Annotated in this window: 17 protein-coding genes; 5 read left to right on the forward strand and 12 right to left on the reverse strand. The window is 62.3% G+C overall.

Translation table 11 applies throughout. The features are described 5' to 3' along the window. Nucleotides 1–73: 73 nt before the first annotated feature. Nucleotides 74–967: a putrescine utilization regulator PtrR gene (gene ptrR, locus ABNP31_RS19165; RefSeq protein WP_015271294.1), complete on the reverse strand. Its 894-nt coding sequence runs from the start codon at nucleotides 965–967 to the stop codon at nucleotides 74–76. 106 nt (nucleotides 968–1,073) lie between these two features. Between ptrR and ABNP31_RS19170 the strand changes: the two genes are divergently transcribed. Continuing rightward, the gene (locus tag ABNP31_RS19170) at nucleotides 1,074–2,246 is read left to right on the forward strand and encodes an MFS transporter (RefSeq protein WP_238066746.1); all 1,173 of its coding nucleotides are present in this window, start codon (nucleotides 1,074–1,076) and stop codon (nucleotides 2,244–2,246) included. A gap of 110 nt (nucleotides 2,247–2,356) precedes the next feature. Here ABNP31_RS19170 and ABNP31_RS19175 read toward each other — a convergent pair. The 3 genes from ABNP31_RS19175 to ABNP31_RS19185 form a co-directional block, all read right to left on the reverse strand. Beyond that, nucleotides 2,357–3,708, reverse strand: a protein-coding gene (locus tag ABNP31_RS19175) for an IS3 family transposase (RefSeq protein ID WP_371915777.1) whose coding sequence is annotated in 2 segments (ribosomal slippage) — nucleotides 2,357–3,237 and nucleotides 3,237–3,708 — 1,353 coding nt in all. Because the reading frame shifts where the segments join, the coding sequence is not laid out codon by codon here. A 96-nt stretch (nucleotides 3,709–3,804) separates the two neighbouring features. Beyond that, nucleotides 3,805–4,731, reverse strand: coding sequence for a DMT family transporter (locus ABNP31_RS19180; RefSeq protein ID WP_350012665.1), 927 nt, complete (start codon nucleotides 4,729–4,731; stop codon nucleotides 3,805–3,807). Nucleotides 4,732–4,837: 106 nt separating this feature from the next. Next, nucleotides 4,838–5,233: a hypothetical protein gene (locus tag ABNP31_RS19185; RefSeq protein ID WP_013973698.1), complete on the reverse strand. Its 396-nt coding sequence runs from the start codon at nucleotides 5,231–5,233 to the stop codon at nucleotides 4,838–4,840. A 176-nt stretch (nucleotides 5,234–5,409) separates the two neighbouring features. Here ABNP31_RS19185 and ABNP31_RS19190 point away from each other — a divergent pair, with 176 nt between their 5' ends. Together ABNP31_RS19190 and ABNP31_RS19195 are read left to right on the forward strand one after the other, a co-directional pair. Then, nucleotides 5,410–5,712, forward strand: a complete 303-nt coding sequence (locus ABNP31_RS19190; protein WP_238066750.1) for a type II toxin-antitoxin system RelE/ParE family toxin — start codon at nucleotides 5,410–5,412, stop codon at nucleotides 5,710–5,712. Beyond that, nucleotides 5,705–5,998, forward strand: a complete 294-nt coding sequence (locus ABNP31_RS19195) for an addiction module antidote protein (RefSeq protein ID WP_025340161.1) — start codon at nucleotides 5,705–5,707, stop codon at nucleotides 5,996–5,998. The genes ABNP31_RS19190 and ABNP31_RS19195 overlap by 8 nt, the downstream gene beginning before the upstream one ends. Nucleotides 5,999–6,228: 230 nt before the next feature. On the opposite strand, the gene ABNP31_RS19200 is transcribed toward ABNP31_RS19195, so the two are convergent. From ABNP31_RS19200 to ABNP31_RS19210, 3 genes are all read right to left on the reverse strand, one after another. Further along, entirely contained in the window at nucleotides 6,229–7,029 is an 801-nt protein-coding gene (locus ABNP31_RS19200) for a helix-turn-helix transcriptional regulator (RefSeq protein ID WP_025340162.1), read from the reverse strand. A gap of 85 nt (nucleotides 7,030–7,114) precedes the next feature. Next, nucleotides 7,115–8,347 carry an ethanolamine utilization protein EutH gene (eutH, locus tag ABNP31_RS19205; protein ID WP_025340163.1) on the reverse strand — a complete coding sequence of 411 codons (1,233 nt, stop codon included), beginning with the start codon at nucleotides 8,345–8,347 and terminating at the stop codon, nucleotides 7,115–7,117. 98 nt (nucleotides 8,348–8,445) lie between these two features. Further along, nucleotides 8,446–9,210 carry an SDR family NAD(P)-dependent oxidoreductase gene (locus tag ABNP31_RS19210; protein ID WP_238066752.1) on the reverse strand — a complete coding sequence of 255 codons (765 nt, stop codon included), beginning with the start codon at nucleotides 9,208–9,210 and terminating at the stop codon, nucleotides 8,446–8,448. Nucleotides 9,211–9,366: 156 nt separating this feature from the next. On the opposite strand from ABNP31_RS19210, the gene ABNP31_RS19215 reads away from it, so the two are divergent. Further along, the gene (locus ABNP31_RS19215) at nucleotides 9,367–9,636 is read left to right on the forward strand and encodes a hypothetical protein (RefSeq protein WP_238066754.1); all 270 of its coding nucleotides are present in this window, start codon (nucleotides 9,367–9,369) and stop codon (nucleotides 9,634–9,636) included. Nucleotides 9,637–9,764: 128 nt separating this feature from the next. On the opposite strand, the gene ABNP31_RS19220 is transcribed toward ABNP31_RS19215, so the two are convergent. Next, a complete protein-coding gene (locus ABNP31_RS19220; protein ID WP_350012666.1) occupies nucleotides 9,765–11,126 on the reverse strand; it encodes a DEAD/DEAH box helicase in 1,362 nt (453 codons plus the stop codon). A gap of 103 nt (nucleotides 11,127–11,229) precedes the next feature. Between ABNP31_RS19220 and ABNP31_RS19225 the strand changes: the two genes are divergently transcribed. Continuing rightward, on the forward strand, nucleotides 11,230–12,531 hold the full coding sequence (locus ABNP31_RS19225; RefSeq protein ID WP_350012667.1) for a mechanosensitive ion channel family protein: 1,302 nt from the start codon (nucleotides 11,230–11,232) through the stop codon (nucleotides 12,529–12,531). Nucleotides 12,532–12,874: 343 nt separating this feature from the next. On the opposite strand, the gene ABNP31_RS19230 is transcribed toward ABNP31_RS19225, so the two are convergent. From ABNP31_RS19230 to ABNP31_RS19245, 4 genes are all read right to left on the reverse strand, one after another. Next, nucleotides 12,875–14,251: a purine-cytosine permease family protein gene (locus tag ABNP31_RS19230; RefSeq protein WP_350012668.1), complete on the reverse strand. Its 1,377-nt coding sequence runs from the start codon at nucleotides 14,249–14,251 to the stop codon at nucleotides 12,875–12,877. Between the two features lie 72 nt (nucleotides 14,252–14,323). Next, nucleotides 14,324–15,205 carry a carboxylate/amino acid/amine transporter gene (locus ABNP31_RS19235; RefSeq protein ID WP_085589145.1) on the reverse strand — a complete coding sequence of 294 codons (882 nt, stop codon included), beginning with the start codon at nucleotides 15,203–15,205 and terminating at the stop codon, nucleotides 14,324–14,326. Nucleotides 15,206–15,490: 285 nt separating this feature from the next. Then, the gene (locus ABNP31_RS19240) at nucleotides 15,491–16,090 is read right to left on the reverse strand and encodes an FMN-dependent NADH-azoreductase (protein WP_025340170.1); all 600 of its coding nucleotides are present in this window, start codon (nucleotides 16,088–16,090) and stop codon (nucleotides 15,491–15,493) included. A gap of 109 nt (nucleotides 16,091–16,199) precedes the next feature. Beyond that, nucleotides 16,200–16,514: a hypothetical protein gene (locus ABNP31_RS19245; RefSeq protein WP_012051530.1), complete on the reverse strand. Its 315-nt coding sequence runs from the start codon at nucleotides 16,512–16,514 to the stop codon at nucleotides 16,200–16,202. Nucleotides 16,515–16,525: the final 11 nt, after the last annotated feature.

Below are 16,525 nucleotides of genomic sequence, written 5' to 3' on the forward strand. Positions count from 1 at the left end.
ATACAGATCATAGCCCTATGTCCTGTATTACGCATGCCTCTAAACCTACAGATACGGGCCATTTTGATACGGATCAAGCCGTAACGGCGCATTCCGACGACTGGTTAATCGTTTCGCTTTGTTGCAGGTCGATCCAGGCCTGCAAATTTGCCCCGCGCATGCCCTGGCGCCACATCAACCAGGTGACCGCCTGATCGAACGGCGCCTGCAACTGGTGCACCCGCACCCGGTCGCGCCCGGGCAGGCTGTCGAGCATCGACCTGGCCATCATCGCCACACCCGCGCCGGCGATCACGCAGGCCAGCATGCTCTGGTACGACTCGATTTCCATCACCCGGCCCATTGGCGTATGGGCATGGGCATACCAGGCCTCCAGGCGCATGCGGTACGAGCAGCCCTGGCGGAAGGTGAACACCGCCTTGCCCGCCACGTCCTTGGCAGTGTGTACCGCAGGGTGCTCGGGGCTGGTGATCAGTACCAGTTGCTCATCGCACAGCGGCACGCCATCCAGCCCGGCCAGGCTCGGTGGCCCGTCCACGAGGGCCGCGTCCAAGGTGTGGTTGAGCAGGCCTTCCAGCAGCTCGCCACTGGGCGCCGCACGCACCTGCAGGTTAACCGCCGGGTAGGCCTGGTGATAACGCGCCAGCAACCCCGGCAAATGGGTCGCCGCCGTGCTGTACATGGTCCCCAGCACGAAGTCCCCGGCCGGTTGGCCGCCCCGCACGGCGGCCAGTGCCTCGTCGCGCAAGGCTGACATGCGGTTGGCGTAATCCAGCAGCACCTTGCCCGCCGGCGACAGCTGCAGGCGCTGGCGTTCGCGCAGGAACAGCTCGACACCCAGTTGCTCCTCGAGCTGGCGCAAGCGCGTCGACAGGTTCGACGGCACCCGATGCAGGCGCTCTGCGGCACGGGTGACCGAACCTTCCTCGGCCACGGCCTGGAAGATTCGCAGTTGGCTGAATTCCACGGCATTCTCCAAAACAGAACAACTTGATCATCATTATTCAATTTTATTGAAAAAGAAACCGCCCTAACCTTCCAGCCATCGCTTACATCCGTGCAGGAGACTTGTCATGTCGCCACTCATTCAACTGCTTGCCAGCGCCGTGGCGCTGATGATGGCCATGGGCATCGGCCGTTTCGCCCTGACCCCGCAGCTGCCGCAACTGATCGCCGAAGGCCAGTTCGACCTGACGGTCGCCGGGCTGGTGGCCGCGGCCAACTACCTGGGTTACTTCGTCGGCGCGGTCGATGCCATGTTCGCTCGCTCGCCAGGCCAGGTGCGCCTGCGCCTGCACGGTGGGCTGTGGCTGTGCGTGCTGCTGACCCTGGCCTCATGGGCCGCAGACGGGTTCTGGAGCCACCTGCTGCTGCGCTTCGGCACCGGCGTGGCCAGCGCTTGGGTGCTGGTGATGATCACCAGCCTCAGCCAACAGGTGGCCAATGCAAACAACCGCCAGCGCCTAGGTGCCCTGGTGTTCGCGGGGCCCGGCCTGGGCATTGCGCTGACGGGTTTGCTGGCGCTGGTTGCGCATTTGTGGGGGCTGGGCTCGGCAGCACTGTGGCTGATCTATGCCGTGGCCGCGCTGGTGATGCTGCTGGCGGTCCGGCCTTGGCTGCCAAGGGCGCTGCAAGCGGCGCAGGTGCCGTCGGCTGCACGCCAGGGCCCCACGCGCAGTGTCGGCATCGGCCGCCTGGGGCTGGTGTATGCGCTGTATGGCGTGGGTTACATCCTGCCGGCCACCTTCCTGTCGCAAATAGCCAACCAGCAGTTCCACGGGCAGTGGCTGGCCGACCTGTTCTGGCCGGCGTTCGGCCTGGCGGCGGCGCTGGGGATGCTGCTGGTGAGCCTGCGCCGTGGCGGCCGCACCTCGGCCTGGCTCACTGCCACCCTGTGGCTGCAGGGGCTGGGTGTACTGGCCTGCCTGATGGGCGGGGGTGTCGGGCTGGCGTTGGGCGTGGTGCTGTGTGGCGGGCCGTTCCTGGCCTGCATGCAGCTGGTGATGCAACGTTCGCGGGAGCTGGCGCCGCATGCCACGCAGCGCAATGCCGGGCTGCTGACAGCCTGCTTTGCCTTGGGGCAGTTGAGCGGGCCGCTGCTGGCGGCGGTCAGCAGCCATTACAGCGGCGGGTTGCAGCCCGCGCTGATGGTGGCCGCGGGTGGGTTGGTGGTGGCTGGGGGGCTGGTGCTGTTTGGCAGCTCTGCACAGCAGGGCAACGCCTGTCAGGCCAAGGCAGCATCCTGAATCGTAGCTGCCTGTGCCGGCCTCTTCGCGGGTAAACCCGCTCCCACAGGTACTGCACAGGCCTTGAAGATTGTGCGGCCCCTGGACTGCCCCCGAAAAGTTGGACAGTTTTAGCCCGTGGCCTGAGTCCTGTAGCTGACAGGGCTCAGGCCATTGAGTTTCAGCCTGATGCGGTCATGGTTGTAGTAATGGATGTACTCCTCCAGGCCCGCCTTCAGCTGTTCGACGCTTTCAAAGCGCTTCAGGTAGAAGAACTCTGACTTCAGTGTGCCGAAGAAGCTTTCCATCGCTGCATTATCCAGACAATTACCCTTGCGAGACATGCTCTGCTTCACACCGTGCGCTGCGAGCTTATGGCGGTATTGGGGCTGCTGGTAATGCCATCCCTGGTCTGAGTGGATCACTAGCTTGGGCTTTTCACCCAACCCATCGAGCGCCTTTTCCAGCATGTTCCCGACCAAGCCATAGGTAGGCCGGCAAGCTGTTTCATAGGCGATGATCTCACCGTTGTACAAGTCCATCACGGGCGACAGGTAGAGCTTTTGTTGGGCCACTTTGAACTCAGTGACATCGGTCACCCACTTCTGGTTGGGGCGTTGCGCGACGAAATTACGCTCCAGCAAATTCATTGCCACCTTGCCGACAATGCCGCGATAGGATCGATACTTCTTCGGGCGTACAACGGACTGCAAACCAAGCTCAGCCATCAACCGTTCAATGACCTTCTTGTTGACCAAGGTCCCCTGATTCCTGATGGCAAGGGCAATGCGGCGGTAGCCATACAGCCCTTTCTCCTCGTGATAGACACGCTGCACCAACTCCTTGAGCGAGGCGTGCCTGTCCGGCTTTTGCTGGCACTTGACCTGGTAATAAAAGGTACTGCGTGCCAACCCCACCATCTGCAAGAGGTCGGGCAGCGGATATTTATGTCTGAATTTGCAGACGATCAGGGCTTTTTCGTCCGTGTTCGCTCCTTCTCCTCTCGCAGAGCCTTTAACTCCTTTAGGACATCATTCTCCATGCGCAGATACTCGAGCTCGCTCAACAACTGCTCACGAGATTTCTCTGCGTCATTGGTGTCTGTCGGCTTGATGGGCTTAATTTTCTTCGGCACGGCTGATTTTCTTTGTTTGGCGAGAGTGGCTACAGGACTGCCACTGTAGTGCTGCCGCAGCCAAATGCCTATCTGTGAGGACTGTCCAAGGTCAAAGTGCGCCGCTGTTTGGCGCAGGGACAGGCGATGCTCAAGCATGTACTTGAGCACCCGCCGCTTGAATTCCTCGGTGTAGCGGCGACCATGCGAGCGAGGGCTGAGGCTGGCATCGACTTGGTAGCCAGCAACCCAGCGCCGAAGCAGGCTGAAATCGATGCCAAAGTGTTGTGCCACCTTGCGAAAGCCCCGGCTGCCCTCTAGGTAAGCGGTGATAGCCGTGAGCTTGAACTGCTCTGTGTATTTACCCATAGATCCCCCAAGGGTTGGATTGGTGTCCAACTTCTTGGGGGCAGTCCACCCTGTGGGAGCGGGTTTACCCGCGAAGAGGCCGTAACAGGCTAAAACTCACCCCACAAACTTACGCAACTGCTGCTTCACCCAAGGCTCGGCACTCACCAGGACCACCCCCAGCAGCACCATCGACGCGCCAACCACAAAGTTCAGGCTCAGCGGCTCATCCAGCAACAACACGCCGAAGGTCACCCCGAACAGCGGGGTAATGAACGAGAACACTGCCAGGTTCGACGCCAGGTATTTGCGCAGCAACCAGAACCAGGTCAGGTAGCTGATGAACGACACCACAATCCCCTGGAACAGCACGCTGCCCATCGCCAGCGGCGTCAGCGTGACCGCGCCGATCTGGCCGCTGAGCAAGGCAATCAGCAGCAACCCGGCAAAGCCCACCGCCAGCTGATAGAACAGGGTCAGGGTCGCCGGTGCTTCCGACAGCCGCGAGCAACGCACCACCACCGTGGTCGCTCCCCAGGCCAGCCCGGCGATCACGCCAAAGGCATCCCCCAGCAGGGTGCGGCCATCCATGTGCTCGAACGACATGCCGCCCGCAAACGCCATGGCAATGCCGCCGAAGGCCAGCAGGATCCCCAGCCATTGCAGCAGCCGCAGGCGTTCGCTGGGCAACCTGAAATGCAGGCCCAACGCGGTAAACACCGGCGCGGTATAGAGGAACACCGACATGTGCGCCGCAGAGGTCAGCTTCAGCCCCTCGGCAATGAACAGGAACTCCAGGCCGAACAGCCCGCCCGCCACCACCCCGGCACGCCAGGTGCTGCCGACCTGCTCCCAGCCCCCGCGCCAGCACAGCATCAGGCCCACCAGCACGGCGGCGATGCCGTTGCGCAGGGCCGCCTGCATCACCGGCGCGATATCGATGGCGGCAGTCTTGATCAACACCTGCTGGCAGCCCCAGATCAGGCACAGCCCCAGCATCACCTGGAAGGCAAAGGCGTCGGGGTTCTTGCGGACCGCGCTCATAGGCGGGCCTCTGCGGTGGTCATTGGCATGGGCATGGGCTCGGCAGTGTTCAGGAACTACCGATTATCGGGTTTCCATGGCCGCCCTTGCCAGCCTCAAAACGACCTCAGGCGATCTGTGCTTTCGCCGACACCTGCTCGAAGGTGGTTTCGTCCAGCGCATCCTCCTGCTCGTCCAGCACCTGGCGCGGGTGCTCGAAGCCGGGAATGCTGCTGTCGATCAGGCTCATCAGCCGCGAACCGCGCTCGGTCAGCACGAAGTTCTCGCCATTGCCGCCATCCTCTTCGGGCCGGGTTTCGATGAAACCACGCTCGAACAACAGCCTTTCGTACTCGCAGGCACGGGTTTTCAGGTGGTCCAGGTCGCCCACCGGCTCCCCCTTGGCAGCCAGTGCCGCAGCGTGCTGCTCGGCATAGGGGCGTGGCGTGAAGCTGTGACCGGCGCCGTTCTGCACCTCGTGCAGCAAACGCTCGATCAGGTCCCAATCGTAGGCGATGCTCATGGCTACGGGCTCCTGCTGTGGACGGAAGGGGTACACAGGTTGGGACCTGTCGGTGAGCCGTGGTGTTCCGAAAGATCTTGCACGGTGATACGCCACGCTCTGAAGCCGCTGGTACCGCAACAGGCAGAAACCATTTGCTGTCTAGCCACCTGTAGTTTATAAACTACATTCACTCGATGAAAAAAATCGAATCCAGCAGTTTCAGACATTGGGTGACCGGTCTCCGAGACGTTAGTGCCAGAGCCCGAATCATTTCTCGGATCAACCGGTTGATGGAGGGCCTGCCTGGCGACGTATCACCGGTTGGCCACGGCGTCAGTGAGCTCAGGGTTCACTATGGGCCTGGCTACCGGGTGTACTTCCATCAGTCTGGCAGCACATACGTCATTCTGCTTTGCGGCGGCGACAAAGGCAGCCAACAGCGCGACATCAAGGCAGCCCACCAGATTCTGCGTTCGTGGAGGATGCAAAATGACTGAAACCTTCTCTGATTTCGACCCCGCCCAGTACCTCACTACCCCTGAAGCGATCGCGCAGTTCATGACCGACGCACTCGAAACCGGGGATGCCGGCTATGTCGCCAAGGCTGTAGGCGTGGTGGCGCGTGCAAAAGGCATGAGCGAGCTGGCTAAAGAAACCGGTCTGTCGCGCGAGCAGCTCTATCGGTCTTTCAGTGAGCATGGCAACCCGACTCTGAAGTCGTTCCTGACCGTGATGAAGGCGCTGGGAATAGACATGACGGCGCGGCCTCACCTCGCTGGCTGATAAACGAACACGCCGGCTCTCAGCTGATCGGTTACCGCGCTCAGGTGTAGGAGCGGCCTTGTGTCGCGAAAGGGCTGCGAAGCAGCCCCGGGGTTTCAGCGCAAATGCACAAATTGCTGGGGCTGCTTTGCAGCCCTTTCGCGACACAAGGCCGCTCCTACAAGGGCCCGCGCAGGCCGGGAGAAAAGATATCAGCGCTGGCGCCCAGGCAACCGGCCTGCGCGGCTCGGTTACTGCTTGACCAGATAGTTGATGAACAACCGAAACAGCTCCGCATTCCCGGCAATCCCCAGCCGCTGCCAGATGTTGTGCCGGTGCACTTTCACCGTGCCTTCCGAGATGCCCAGCTCGCGTGAGATCGACTGGCTGCTGTGCCCTTGCAGGATCAGCTTGGCCACATGCCGCTGGGTTTCGGTCAGCTGGCCCTGGAGGATATCGACAAAAGCATCTTCCAACTGGCTGTCGGACTCCTGCGGGTCGGCCAGGTCATCGGCATGTGCCAGGCGCAGGTGCTGGCTGAAAATGGCATCGATGACTGGCGTCAACGCTGCCAGCCGCTGCGCTTCTTCAGCCTCGAACGCGCCCTTGTCCAGGCCACGCATCAACGAATACACCAGGGCGGTCCGTGGCCTTACCGGCACGATGAAACCGATCTCCTCGATCAGGCTGCCGTGGTGCGAGGAGACGCAGGGGTGGATGTCGTGGGAGATGGAAAAGCCCGAGGCGAAGAAGCTGTCCGGGGCCAGTTCGCGCATCCGCCACAGGCCACCCGGGTGGTTGTTGGTACAGGCGACGTAGAACGGGTCGAGCAGATAGCCGCCGCGCAGGTAGGCTTTCAGCGTACGTTCGGCGACTCGCTGGTTGTAGCCGTCATGAATCAGCAGCGCGGGCTGGTTGAAACGAAACAGGTAGGCGCAGCTCATGTCGAAATCGACCACGCCCTTGAGCGCGGTGTCGAGGGCCGGGCCCAGTGCATCGCTGCCGATGCTGCGAATGACCGCACCCAGGCGGTTGGCGTTGTCGCTGTTCATTGCGGTGGCCCGTGCGGTGTGGGAGAAGGCGCAAATGCCGCCCGGCTGTGCAAGCCCGAACGGCATTGAACGATGCCTGGCCCTGTCAGTGCAACGGTGCACTGGCGGGCAGCAGGCCGGCCTCTTCTTCCTGGCGGCCCAGTTCCAGTGCCTTGGGCACCGCCAGCCAGTAGGCCAGCAGCATGCCCAGCAGGCCACCGGCGAGCTTGCCGATGATCAGCGGCCCGATCAGCGTGGGCTGGAAGTTGGCCGAGTAGGCCAGATGATCACCAAAGGTGAAGGCGGCGCACACGGCAAAGGCAATCACCAGCACCTTGTCTTTCGGCGGCATGTCGGCCACCAGGCGGAACATCGCCAGGATGTTGGCCGAGGCCGCGAGGATACCGGCCGCGCCCACCGGCGACAGGCCGAGTTTCGACGCCACCTTTTCGATCGGCTGCGACAGGAAACGCTTGATCAGGTAAACCATCGGGAACGCACCGCACAGCATGATGCCCACGTAGCCGGCAATCTCCAGCGCCCGGAATTGGTCGTCCTTGTCGGCAATGATCGGGGCGAAGCCCCAGCCACCGAACAGCGAAGTGAACGCGCCAGTGAAGTACTCGACGATCGACGCCACCAGCACCAGCGTCACGGCGGCGTACATCAACTGCCCCAGCTTGAGGAACAGGCTGACCATGAGGTTGGGGAAGTAGCGCAGCGCCGCCGCCAGTGCCACGCAGAACAGGATCAGCGGCGACAGGTTGCGCAGCAGGGTCGGCAGGGTGAAGTGCAACGCCTGGGTCGCGGCGCCCGCCGTGGCGATGTCCGGGCGCACGCCCAGGCCCATGGCCTGCATGCCCATGGCGATCAACACGATGCTGATCGGGATGCTCAGCAGCCCGGCCATGATGCCCAGCGCCATGTACTTGTGGTCGGCCTTGTTGAGCATTGCCAGGCCCACCGGGATGACGAAGATCACCGTCGAACCGCACTGGAAGCCAGTGATAAGGCCGAGGATCCAGCCTTCGGGGCTGTGCGACAGTGCCTGGGCCAGCTGGTAACCGCCCAGGTCCGAGGCAATGAAGATCGGCCCGGCGATGCCGGCATCGGCGCCCATGGCCAGGAACAGCGGGCCGATGAACTGGCTGATGAAACTGGAAATGAACGGGATGGCGGCCATGATCCCGGCTACCGGGATGAAGATCGGGCCGATGCTGTGCAGGCCGGCGGTGAACTCCTTGGCCAGCTCGGATTCCGCATTGACGATCGATGCGATCGCGCCGATCACGGCGCACACCATGATCACGTAGATGACGTAAGTGCCTATGTTTTCCATCTGCTGCCTCTGTCTTGTTGGAATTGGCTTTGTGGGCAGAATTGAAGGGTGCTGCGTGTTGTTCTTGTTGGTGCCGGCAGGGTACTGCCGGCCGGGTATTACATGGCGGTGTAGGCGTTGTCGACGAACAGATGCGAGCCGCTGACGAAGCTCGACTCGTCACTGGCCAGGAACAACGCGGCGTTGGCCACTTCGGCCGGGTCGCACAGGCGCCCCTGCATGGTCTTGATTGCTTCGTCGGAAGCGTCCACGCCAAAACCGCGCAGCAGGTCGAGTTCGCGGCGGCCATGGGCGGTCCCGATGAAGCCTGGGCAAATGGCGTTGCTGCGGATGTTCTGGCCACGGTATTCCACGGCCAGGGCGCGAGCGAACATGTGGCAGGCGCCCTTGGTGGTGCAATACAGCACCTCCATTGGCGTGCCGACCACCGCCGAGATCGACGAGGTGCAGATCACGCTGCCGCCGCCGGCGGCGAGCATGCCAGGCAACACCGCCTTGGTGACCAGGAACATGCTTTTCACGTTGACGCTCATCAGCCGGTCCCATTCCGCTTCGCTGGTTTCGAGGAACGGGCCGGCAGCGATGATCCCGGCATGGTTCATCAACACGGTGATCGGGCCGAAGTGCGCCTGGGCCTGGGTTACGGCGCGGTGCACCTGGTCGGCCTGCGACACATCGGCGGCGACGAACAGCGCCTGGCCGCCGTCCGCGTTGATGCGCGCCGCCACGGCTTCGCCCTGGCTGGTCGGCAAGTCGAGGATCACCACCTTGGCGCCCTCGGCGGCGAACAGTTCCGACGCGGCCAGGCCACAACCGCCTGCGCCGCCGGTAATCAGTGCCACCTTGCCTTTCAATCGATCCATGGGTGTGTTCCTCGGTTGTCATGTTTGTGGCTTCAAACTAGAGCCGAGGATGAGCGCGGTAAATATACCCAGGGGTATAGCCACCGGTCGAAGGCGCTGAACTAACGGCCAGGCACATGCCTCCACCGGGCATCACCACCGCCGGAGGTAGGAAGGATGAAACTGTTGCTGCCCATTGCCTGCGCCACTGCCCTGTTCTGCGCCCTGCCCGCCTGGGCCTGCACACCGGAAGAAGCAACGCAGAAACGCGAAGAGCTGGCCGGGTTGGTCACCCAGTTGACCGAGCAGAACCCGCAGAAGGCCAAGGAGATCAATGACGAGCTTCAAGGGATGGAGCTTGGGACGGCGAGCAAGGATTTGCCCGACAAGTGTCAGCTGATCGACAAGCGGATCAAGGAGTTGAAAGAGGCGGAGAAAAAGGCTTAATAGTGGTCGCCTGTGCTGGCCCCTTCGCGGGTAAACCCGCTCCCACAGGGATCGCACAGGCCTGGAAACCTGTGGGGTCACTGTGGGAGCGGGTTCACCCGCGAAGAAGCTAACACCGTTACCGAGCGTTACTCAGCCGCAGGCTTGCGCTTTTTCAGCGGCGCCAGGCCGTCAGCGCTGGCCAGCGGTGCGTTGGCCTTTGGCTTGGCGGTTGGCTTGCGCTTGGCGGTCGCCTTCTTGTCACCGGTCTTCTTCTCGACCTTTTTCTTCTTGCTGCCAGCCGCCTTGCCCGAGGCCTTGACCTTCTTAGGCCCGTTGTAGGTGCCCTTCACTTCCTTGATCACCCGGCGCTCGAACTGCTGCTTGAGGTAGCGCTCGATGCTCGACATCAGGTTCCAGTCGTTGTGGGTGATCAGCGAGATCGCCAGGCCTTCGCCACCGGCACGGCCGGTACGGCCCACGCGGTGCACGTACTCGTCACCACTGCGCGGCATGTCGAAGTTGATCACCAGGTCCAGGCCGTCGATGTCCAGGCCACGGGCCGCAACGTCGGTAGCCACCAGCACCTTGGAGCTGCCCTGCTTGAAGCGGTCCAGGGCCAGCTTGCGGTCCTTCTGGTCCTTCTCGCCATGCAGCACGAAGGCCTTCACGTCCTTGGCCACCAGGTGGCCGTAGATGCGGTCGGCCAGGGCGCGGGTGTTGGTGAAGATGATCGCCTTGTCGAAGGTTTCGTTGCCCAGCAGCCACTGCACGATCTGCTCTTTGTGCTGGTCGTGGTCAGCGGTGATGATCTGCTGGCGGGTGCCTTCGGCCAGCTGCGAGACGCTGTTGAGCATCAGGTGCTCTGGGTCTTTCAGCACCTTGCCGATGATGTCGCGCAGGGCTGCACCACCGGTGGTGGCGGAGAACAGCAGGGTCTGCTGGCGGTTCTCGCACTCCTTGCACAGGCGCTCCATGTCTTCGGCGAAGCCCATGTCGAGCATGCGGTCGGCTTCGTCGAGGATCAGCACCTGTACGTGGGACAGGTCGAGGTTGCCGGCATTGAGCTGCTCGAGCAGGCGGCCCGGGGTGCCGATCAGCACGTCCGGCACCTTGCGCAGCATGGCGGCCTGTTCCTTGAAGTCTTCACCGCCGGTAACCAGGCCCGACTTGATGTAGGTGAACTGCGAGAACAGCTGTACCTGCTTGAGGGTCTGCTGGGCCAGTTCACGGGTCGGCAGCAGGATCAGCGCACGGATCTCGACGCGGCGTTCGCGCAGGTCGACCAGGCGGTTGAGCAGCGGCAGCACGAAGGCCGCGGTCTTGCCGCTGCCGGTCTGCGCGGTCACGCGCAGGTCACGCCCTTGCAGGGCCAGGGGGATGGCCGCGGCCTGCACCGGGGTTGGCTCGACAAAGTTAAGCTCGGCCACGGCTTTAAGCAGGCGTTCGTGCAGGGCGAATTGGGAGAACACGGAGGTAACCTCAGGCAAGTGCGGAAAATTCAGTTGCATAGGGTAACGTTTTCTGCCGCCTTAGCCGAATTTCTTTTGGCAACTTTGTCGCCATCCGCGCTCTAATGGCGCTTCGTTTGGCAACAAGACTGTACGCAAGCCCATGGATATCCAACGAATCTGGCGTGACTCCCTCGACCTGTGGGGCACCCTTGACCAACATCCGATGCTGCACGCGGCCATTGGCCTGGCGGTGCTGCTGCTCATTTCCCTGGTCATCGGCCGCCTGGCACGCTTCCTGGTGCTGCACGGCGCCCGCCTGCTGGCCCGCCAGCCAGCACTGAAGTGGCTGGACGACCTGCGCAACAACAAGGTGTTCCACCGCCTGGCACAGACCACGCCGTCACTGGTGCTGCAGTTCGGCCTGAAACTGGTGCCTGAGCTGTCCGACACCGCCCAGCACTTCCTCGGCAATGTCGCCCTGGCCTTTACCCTGCTGTTCATGACCATGGCGCTGTCGTGCCTGCTGGATGCCCTGCTCGACATCTATGCCCGCACCGAACACGCCCGCACCCGCTCGATCAAGGGTTACGTGCAACTGGCCAAGATGATGCTGTGGATCTTCGCCTCCATCGTCATCGTCGCCACCCTGATCGACCGCTCGCCGCTGTTGCTGCTGTCGGGCCTGGGCGCCATGTCGGCGGTGCTGCTGTTGGTGTACAAGGACACCCTGCTGTCGTTCGTCGCCAGTGTGCAGCTGACCAGCAACGACATGCTGCACGTGGGCGACTGGATCGAAATGCCCCAGGTGGGCGCCGATGGCGATGTGGTGGACATCACCCTGCACACGGTGAAGGTGCAGAATTTCGACAAGACCATCGTCTCCATCCCCACCTGGCGCCTGATGAGCGAGTCGTTCCGCAACTACCGCGGCATGCAGCAGTCCGGTGGCCGACGCATCAAGCGCAGCCTGTTCATCGATGCGGCCGGCGTGCGGTTCCTGACTCGCGAGGAAGAACAGCGGCTCACCCAGGTCAGCCTTCTGCGCGATTACCTGGCGGGCAAGCGCCAGGAACTGCAAAGCTGGAACGAAGCCCTGGGGCCAGTGGCCGAGCTGTCGGCCAACCGCCGCAAGCTGACCAACATCGGCACCTTCCGGGCGTTTGCCCTGGCCTACCTGAGGAACCACCCCAACGTGCACCCGAACATGACCTGCATGGTGCGGCAGATGCAGACCACCGCCGAAGGTGTACCGCTGGAGATCTACTGCTTTACCACTACCACGGCGTGGGCTGAGTACGAGCGGATTCAGGGGGATATCTTCGATTATCTGCTGGCGGTGTTGCCGGAGTTTGGGCTGAGTCTGTATCAGCAGCCGAGTGGCAACGACATGCGGGTGGGGTTGAGCGGGCGTGTATCGCAAGAGCCTGTGCCGCGTCGGCTGGAAGACATGAGCGAGGCTTGAGATTGCCGGGGCTGCTTCGCAGCCCATCGCCGGCAAGCCAGCTCCCACATGCTCCGCGCAAAATTCGAGACATGCGCAGTACCTGTGGGAGCAACTGTCTTGCTTAAATTCTAAAAGTTGGCGCGATCCCCTGTGGGAGCGGCCTCGTGTCGCGAAAGGGCTGCAAAGCAGCCCCAGCAATTTCAACTATCGCGCATCAATCCTGGGGCCGCGTGGCGGCCCTTTCGCGACACAAGGCCGCTCCCACAGGTACAGCGACAACCTCGAAATCAACGCTGCAGCCGTGGAAGCTGGCTTGCCGGCGATGGGGCGCAAAGCGGCCCCTTTCCGTGTCAGGACCGAGTCAGGGGTGCGCATTCATGCTTGTCGAAAGCCGGTTACTCTCGCGCCCATGGACCATGCAATACAGCGCACCGGCCAGGATCAACCCCATCGCCCAACTGATGTCCGCCCCCAGCCACTCGGCCACGAAGCCCGTGTAGAACGACAGTTTCATGAACGGGATGGTACCGATGATCGACACGGCGTACACCGCCAGGCTTCGACGATTGAAGCACCCATAACGCCCCTTGGAGTCATACAGCGCCCCGACATCATAGTGGCCTCGGCATACCCAGTAGTAATCCACCAGGTTGATCGCGCTCCATGGGATCAACAGGTACAGCTGGCCAATCAGGATGTCGGCAAAGAACGTATCGAAATTGTATTGGGTGGCGATGGCGATCAGCGTTGCCGCTGCGGTCAGCCCAGCCATCACCAAGGCCTTGGCCGTCGCGGTTACGCGCCGGATGGTCTTGAAGGCGCCAAAGATCGTGACCGACGACATGTAGGCGCTGTACAGGCACAGGACGTTGTACTGGATCACCCCCAGTGCAATCACTGCCAGCGCCAGCGGCGCCCACGGGCCGAACAACGCGGCAATGGCTGTGGCCGGGTCATGCCCCAGTGCCGAGGGCAATTCCACCGCCACCAGCGCGCCGAGCGCCATCATGGCGAAGGAGCCCAGCGCGCAACCGCAATAGGTGGCCCAGAACGTGGCGCGTGGGTTGACGTTGGCCGGGAGGTAGCGCGAGTAATCGGCTACATAGGGGCCATACCCCAGCGTCCAGGAGGCCGACTGGGCCACGATCAGGTTGAAGGCGGTGAACGAGAAGCCGGTACTCACTGCCGTTGTGGTTGCCATGTCGCCGGGGTGCAGCAGGATCAGCACCAGGGCGCCGGCAAAAACCAGTGTGGACAACAGACTCATCCACGCGCCCAGGCGGTGGATCAGCTCGTAGCCGACAAAGCCGATGACAAAAGTCAGCAAGCCGACCACCACGATCGCCTGGTCATCGCTCATGGGCACCAGCGCCTGCAGGGCATTGCGCATCAGCACGCCGCTGGCGGCGAGGAACAGGACTGCGGCCGTGACCATCACCAGCAGAGGGAGCGCGGCACCATGGACACCGAACTGGGCTCGGCTCTGGATCATCTGTGGCACGCCCAGGTGAGGCCCCTGGGCAGAATGCGCGGCCATGAACACGGTGCCGATCAGGTTGCCGACCAACAGGCCCAGCAAGGTCCAGCCCAGACTTAGCCCCGACGCAGCGCCCAGGGTGCCGACCATCAGGGCGGTTATCTGGAAATTGGAGCTGAACCAGATGGTGAACAATCGTTTAGGCGTGCCATAACGCTCGGCGTGTGGGACAAATTCGATACTTCGCGTTTCTAGCTTCACGCCGGTCTCCCGATTTTGTTTTCCTGATTATCGGGTAGGTACCGGCGGGATTTGGGTTCAGTAACGAACGCGTCATAGCTGGCTGCGCCATGGCTTGCTTGATAACGTCAGGGTACCCAGGCGGCTCATCCACACCGACGCCAGGATCACCGCCGCGCCGATGAACAGCCTGCCCAATGGCTCGTCCTGGTTCCAGATCAGCAAATTGAGCAGCAACCCTACCGGCACATGCAGGTTGTTCATCACCGCCAGCGTCCCGCCCGAAACCATGCAGGCGCCCTTGTTCCACCAGTACAGGCCCAGCGCCGTCGGGCACAGGCCCAGGAACAGCAGCACCAGCCACTGCACATCGGTGGTCGGCAAGTGCTGGGCGTTGCCAAACAGCAGGAAGGCCGGCAATACCACAATCAACGCGCCCAAGTAGAAGTAGCCAAAGCGCTTGTAGTGCGGCAAGTCGCTGGGGTGGCGTGCAACCAGGTGGCGGTACAGCACCTGGCCGGCGGCGTAGGTGAAGTTGGCCAGTTGCAGCAGCAGGAAGCCGATGAAGAACTCGCCGCTGATGGTGTCGAAGCGGATCACCGCCGCGCCGGCCACCGCCACCAGCGCTGCCAGCAGCGCCCACGGGTTGAAACGCCGGTTCATGGCGTCTTCGATCAGCGTCACGTGCAACGGCGTGAGAATGGTGAACAGCAGCACCTCCGGCACGGTGAGCACGCGAAAGCTCAGGTACAGGCAGACGTAGGTGATGCCGTACTGCAGCGCGCCGATCAGCAGCATCGAGCGCATGAAGCGCGGCTCGACCTGGCGCCAGCGGGTCAGCGGCAGGAACACCAGGCCAGCCAGCACCACGCGCGCGAGCACGGCAAAGTAGCTGTCGACGTGCCCGGCCAGGTACTCGCCGATCAGGCTGAAGGAAAACGCCTGGATCAGCGCGACGATTATCAGGTAGCCCATGGTTGCCTCTCGTGGATCAAGGCCGCGACCTTAGCGGGTTGCGGCAAATGAGTTCAACCATGAGGAATGTAAGGGCTGTGCCGGCCTCTTCGCGGGTAAACCCGCTCCCACAGGGACACCACAGGCCTCAGGTGCCGTGATATCCCTGTGGGAGCGGGTTTACCCGCGAAGAGGCCGGCACAGGCACCCATGAAATTCCAGACATAAAAAAGCCCGGCCATGCAGGCCGGGCAGGTACACCCAAAGGAGCAACAACAGGTGTCAGGGTTGGGAATTCGCTAAGCCTCAGGCCACCGCCGCCAGCTTGGCCTTGGCCTGGTTGACGCCCTTCTCGTGGAAGTCAGGGCTCATGTTCAGGCCTTCGGCATGGATGAAGTCGACATCGTGAATGCCGATGAAGGCCATTACCTGGCGCAGGTACGGTTCCTGGTGGTCGCTGGTGGCGCCGGCGTGGATGCCGCCACGGGCAGTCAGGACGATGGCGCGCTTGCCGGTCAGCAAGCCCTGCGGGCCGGTGGGGGTGTACTTGAAGGTGATGCCGGCACGCAGCACGTGGTCCAGCCAGGCCTTCAGGGTGCTGGGGATGGTGAAGTTGTACATCGGCGCAGCCATCACCAGCACGTCGGCGGCGAGCAGTTCATCGGTCAGTTCGTTGGAGCGGGCCAAGGCGTCCAGCTCGGCAGCACTACGCTGTTCTTCGGGCTTCATCCAGCCACCCAGCAGGTTGGCGTCCAGGTGCGGCACCGGGTTCACGGCCAGGTCGCGCACACTGATCTGATCGGCCGGGTGGGCGGCCTGCCACTGCTGGATGAAATCACGGGTCAGCTGACGGGAAACGGAATCCTGCTGGCGGGCGCTGCTTTCGATGATCAGTACGCGGGACATGGGGGGCCTCCATCGGCAAAAAGGGTTGCGATTCGATGGAGGTGAGATTACGGCTTGACCTATCGATAAAAAAGCGTAAAAAGTGGGTTCAATCTATCGATTTATCAGTTTATTCTGCACTGCAGTTCAAGGCGATCCGTAATTTGATGATCTGCCGGTTGAACTTGGCAGTGACATCGACGCTTTTACCGGCCGGTACGTTCACCCGTCGCACCCGTGGTGCCTCGGGGCCATTGCGGAAAGTCACCTTGCACGCGGCCGGTACCTGCCCATAGTTGTTGAGGGTGATGGCGCCAATGTCATAGGCCGTGTCATAGGCGGTGTAGTCGAGCTTCACCCCGGTCAGTTCCTTCTCAACGTCGATGGGATAAGCCATGGCCCCGAGGGGCAGGCACATCAGTATTGCCGCACAACATTTCTTCATGGGCCGCTCTC

The organism is Pseudomonas asiatica (assembly GCF_040214835.1).
In the GTDB taxonomy this organism is placed as follows: Bacteria; Pseudomonadota; Gammaproteobacteria; order Pseudomonadales; family Pseudomonadaceae; genus Aquipseudomonas; species Aquipseudomonas putida_Z.

What these genes read in the sequence shown, in the direction of transcription:
- ABNP31_RS19240 (WP_025340170.1), bottom strand. Translation starts at nt 16,090, where the DNA reads ATGTCCCGCGTACTGATCATCGAAAGCAGCGCCCGCCAGCAGGATTCC.
- ABNP31_RS19185 (WP_013973698.1), bottom strand. Translation starts at nt 5,233, where the DNA reads ATGAGCATCGCCTACGATTGGGACCTGATCGAGCGTTTGCTGCACGAG.
- ABNP31_RS19215 (WP_238066754.1), top strand. Translation starts at nt 9,367, where the DNA reads ATGAAACTGTTGCTGCCCATTGCCTGCGCCACTGCCCTGTTCTGCGCC.
- ABNP31_RS19180 (WP_350012665.1), bottom strand. Translation starts at nt 4,731, where the DNA reads ATGAGCGCGGTCCGCAAGAACCCCGACGCCTTTGCCTTCCAGGTGATG.
- ABNP31_RS19235 (WP_085589145.1), bottom strand. Translation starts at nt 15,205, where the DNA reads ATGGGCTACCTGATAATCGTCGCGCTGATCCAGGCGTTTTCCTTCAGC.
- ABNP31_RS19190 (WP_238066750.1), top strand. Translation starts at nt 5,410, where the DNA reads ATGAAAAAAATCGAATCCAGCAGTTTCAGACATTGGGTGACCGGTCTC.
- ABNP31_RS19210 (WP_238066752.1), bottom strand. Translation starts at nt 9,210, where the DNA reads ATGGATCGATTGAAAGGCAAGGTGGCACTGATTACCGGCGGCGCAGGC.
- ABNP31_RS19225 (WP_350012667.1), top strand. Translation starts at nt 11,230, where the DNA reads ATGGATATCCAACGAATCTGGCGTGACTCCCTCGACCTGTGGGGCACC.
- ABNP31_RS19170 (WP_238066746.1), top strand. Translation starts at nt 1,074, where the DNA reads ATGTCGCCACTCATTCAACTGCTTGCCAGCGCCGTGGCGCTGATGATG.
- ABNP31_RS19220 (WP_350012666.1), bottom strand. Translation starts at nt 11,126, where the DNA reads ATGCAACTGAATTTTCCGCACTTGCCTGAGGTTACCTCCGTGTTCTCC.
- ABNP31_RS19200 (WP_025340162.1), bottom strand. Translation starts at nt 7,029, where the DNA reads ATGAACAGCGACAACGCCAACCGCCTGGGTGCGGTCATTCGCAGCATC.
- ABNP31_RS19195 (WP_025340161.1), top strand. Translation starts at nt 5,705, where the DNA reads ATGACTGAAACCTTCTCTGATTTCGACCCCGCCCAGTACCTCACTACC.
- eutH (WP_025340163.1), bottom strand. Translation starts at nt 8,347, where the DNA reads ATGGAAAACATAGGCACTTACGTCATCTACGTGATCATGGTGTGCGCC.
- ABNP31_RS19245 (WP_012051530.1), bottom strand. Translation starts at nt 16,514, where the DNA reads ATGAAGAAATGTTGTGCGGCAATACTGATGTGCCTGCCCCTCGGGGCC.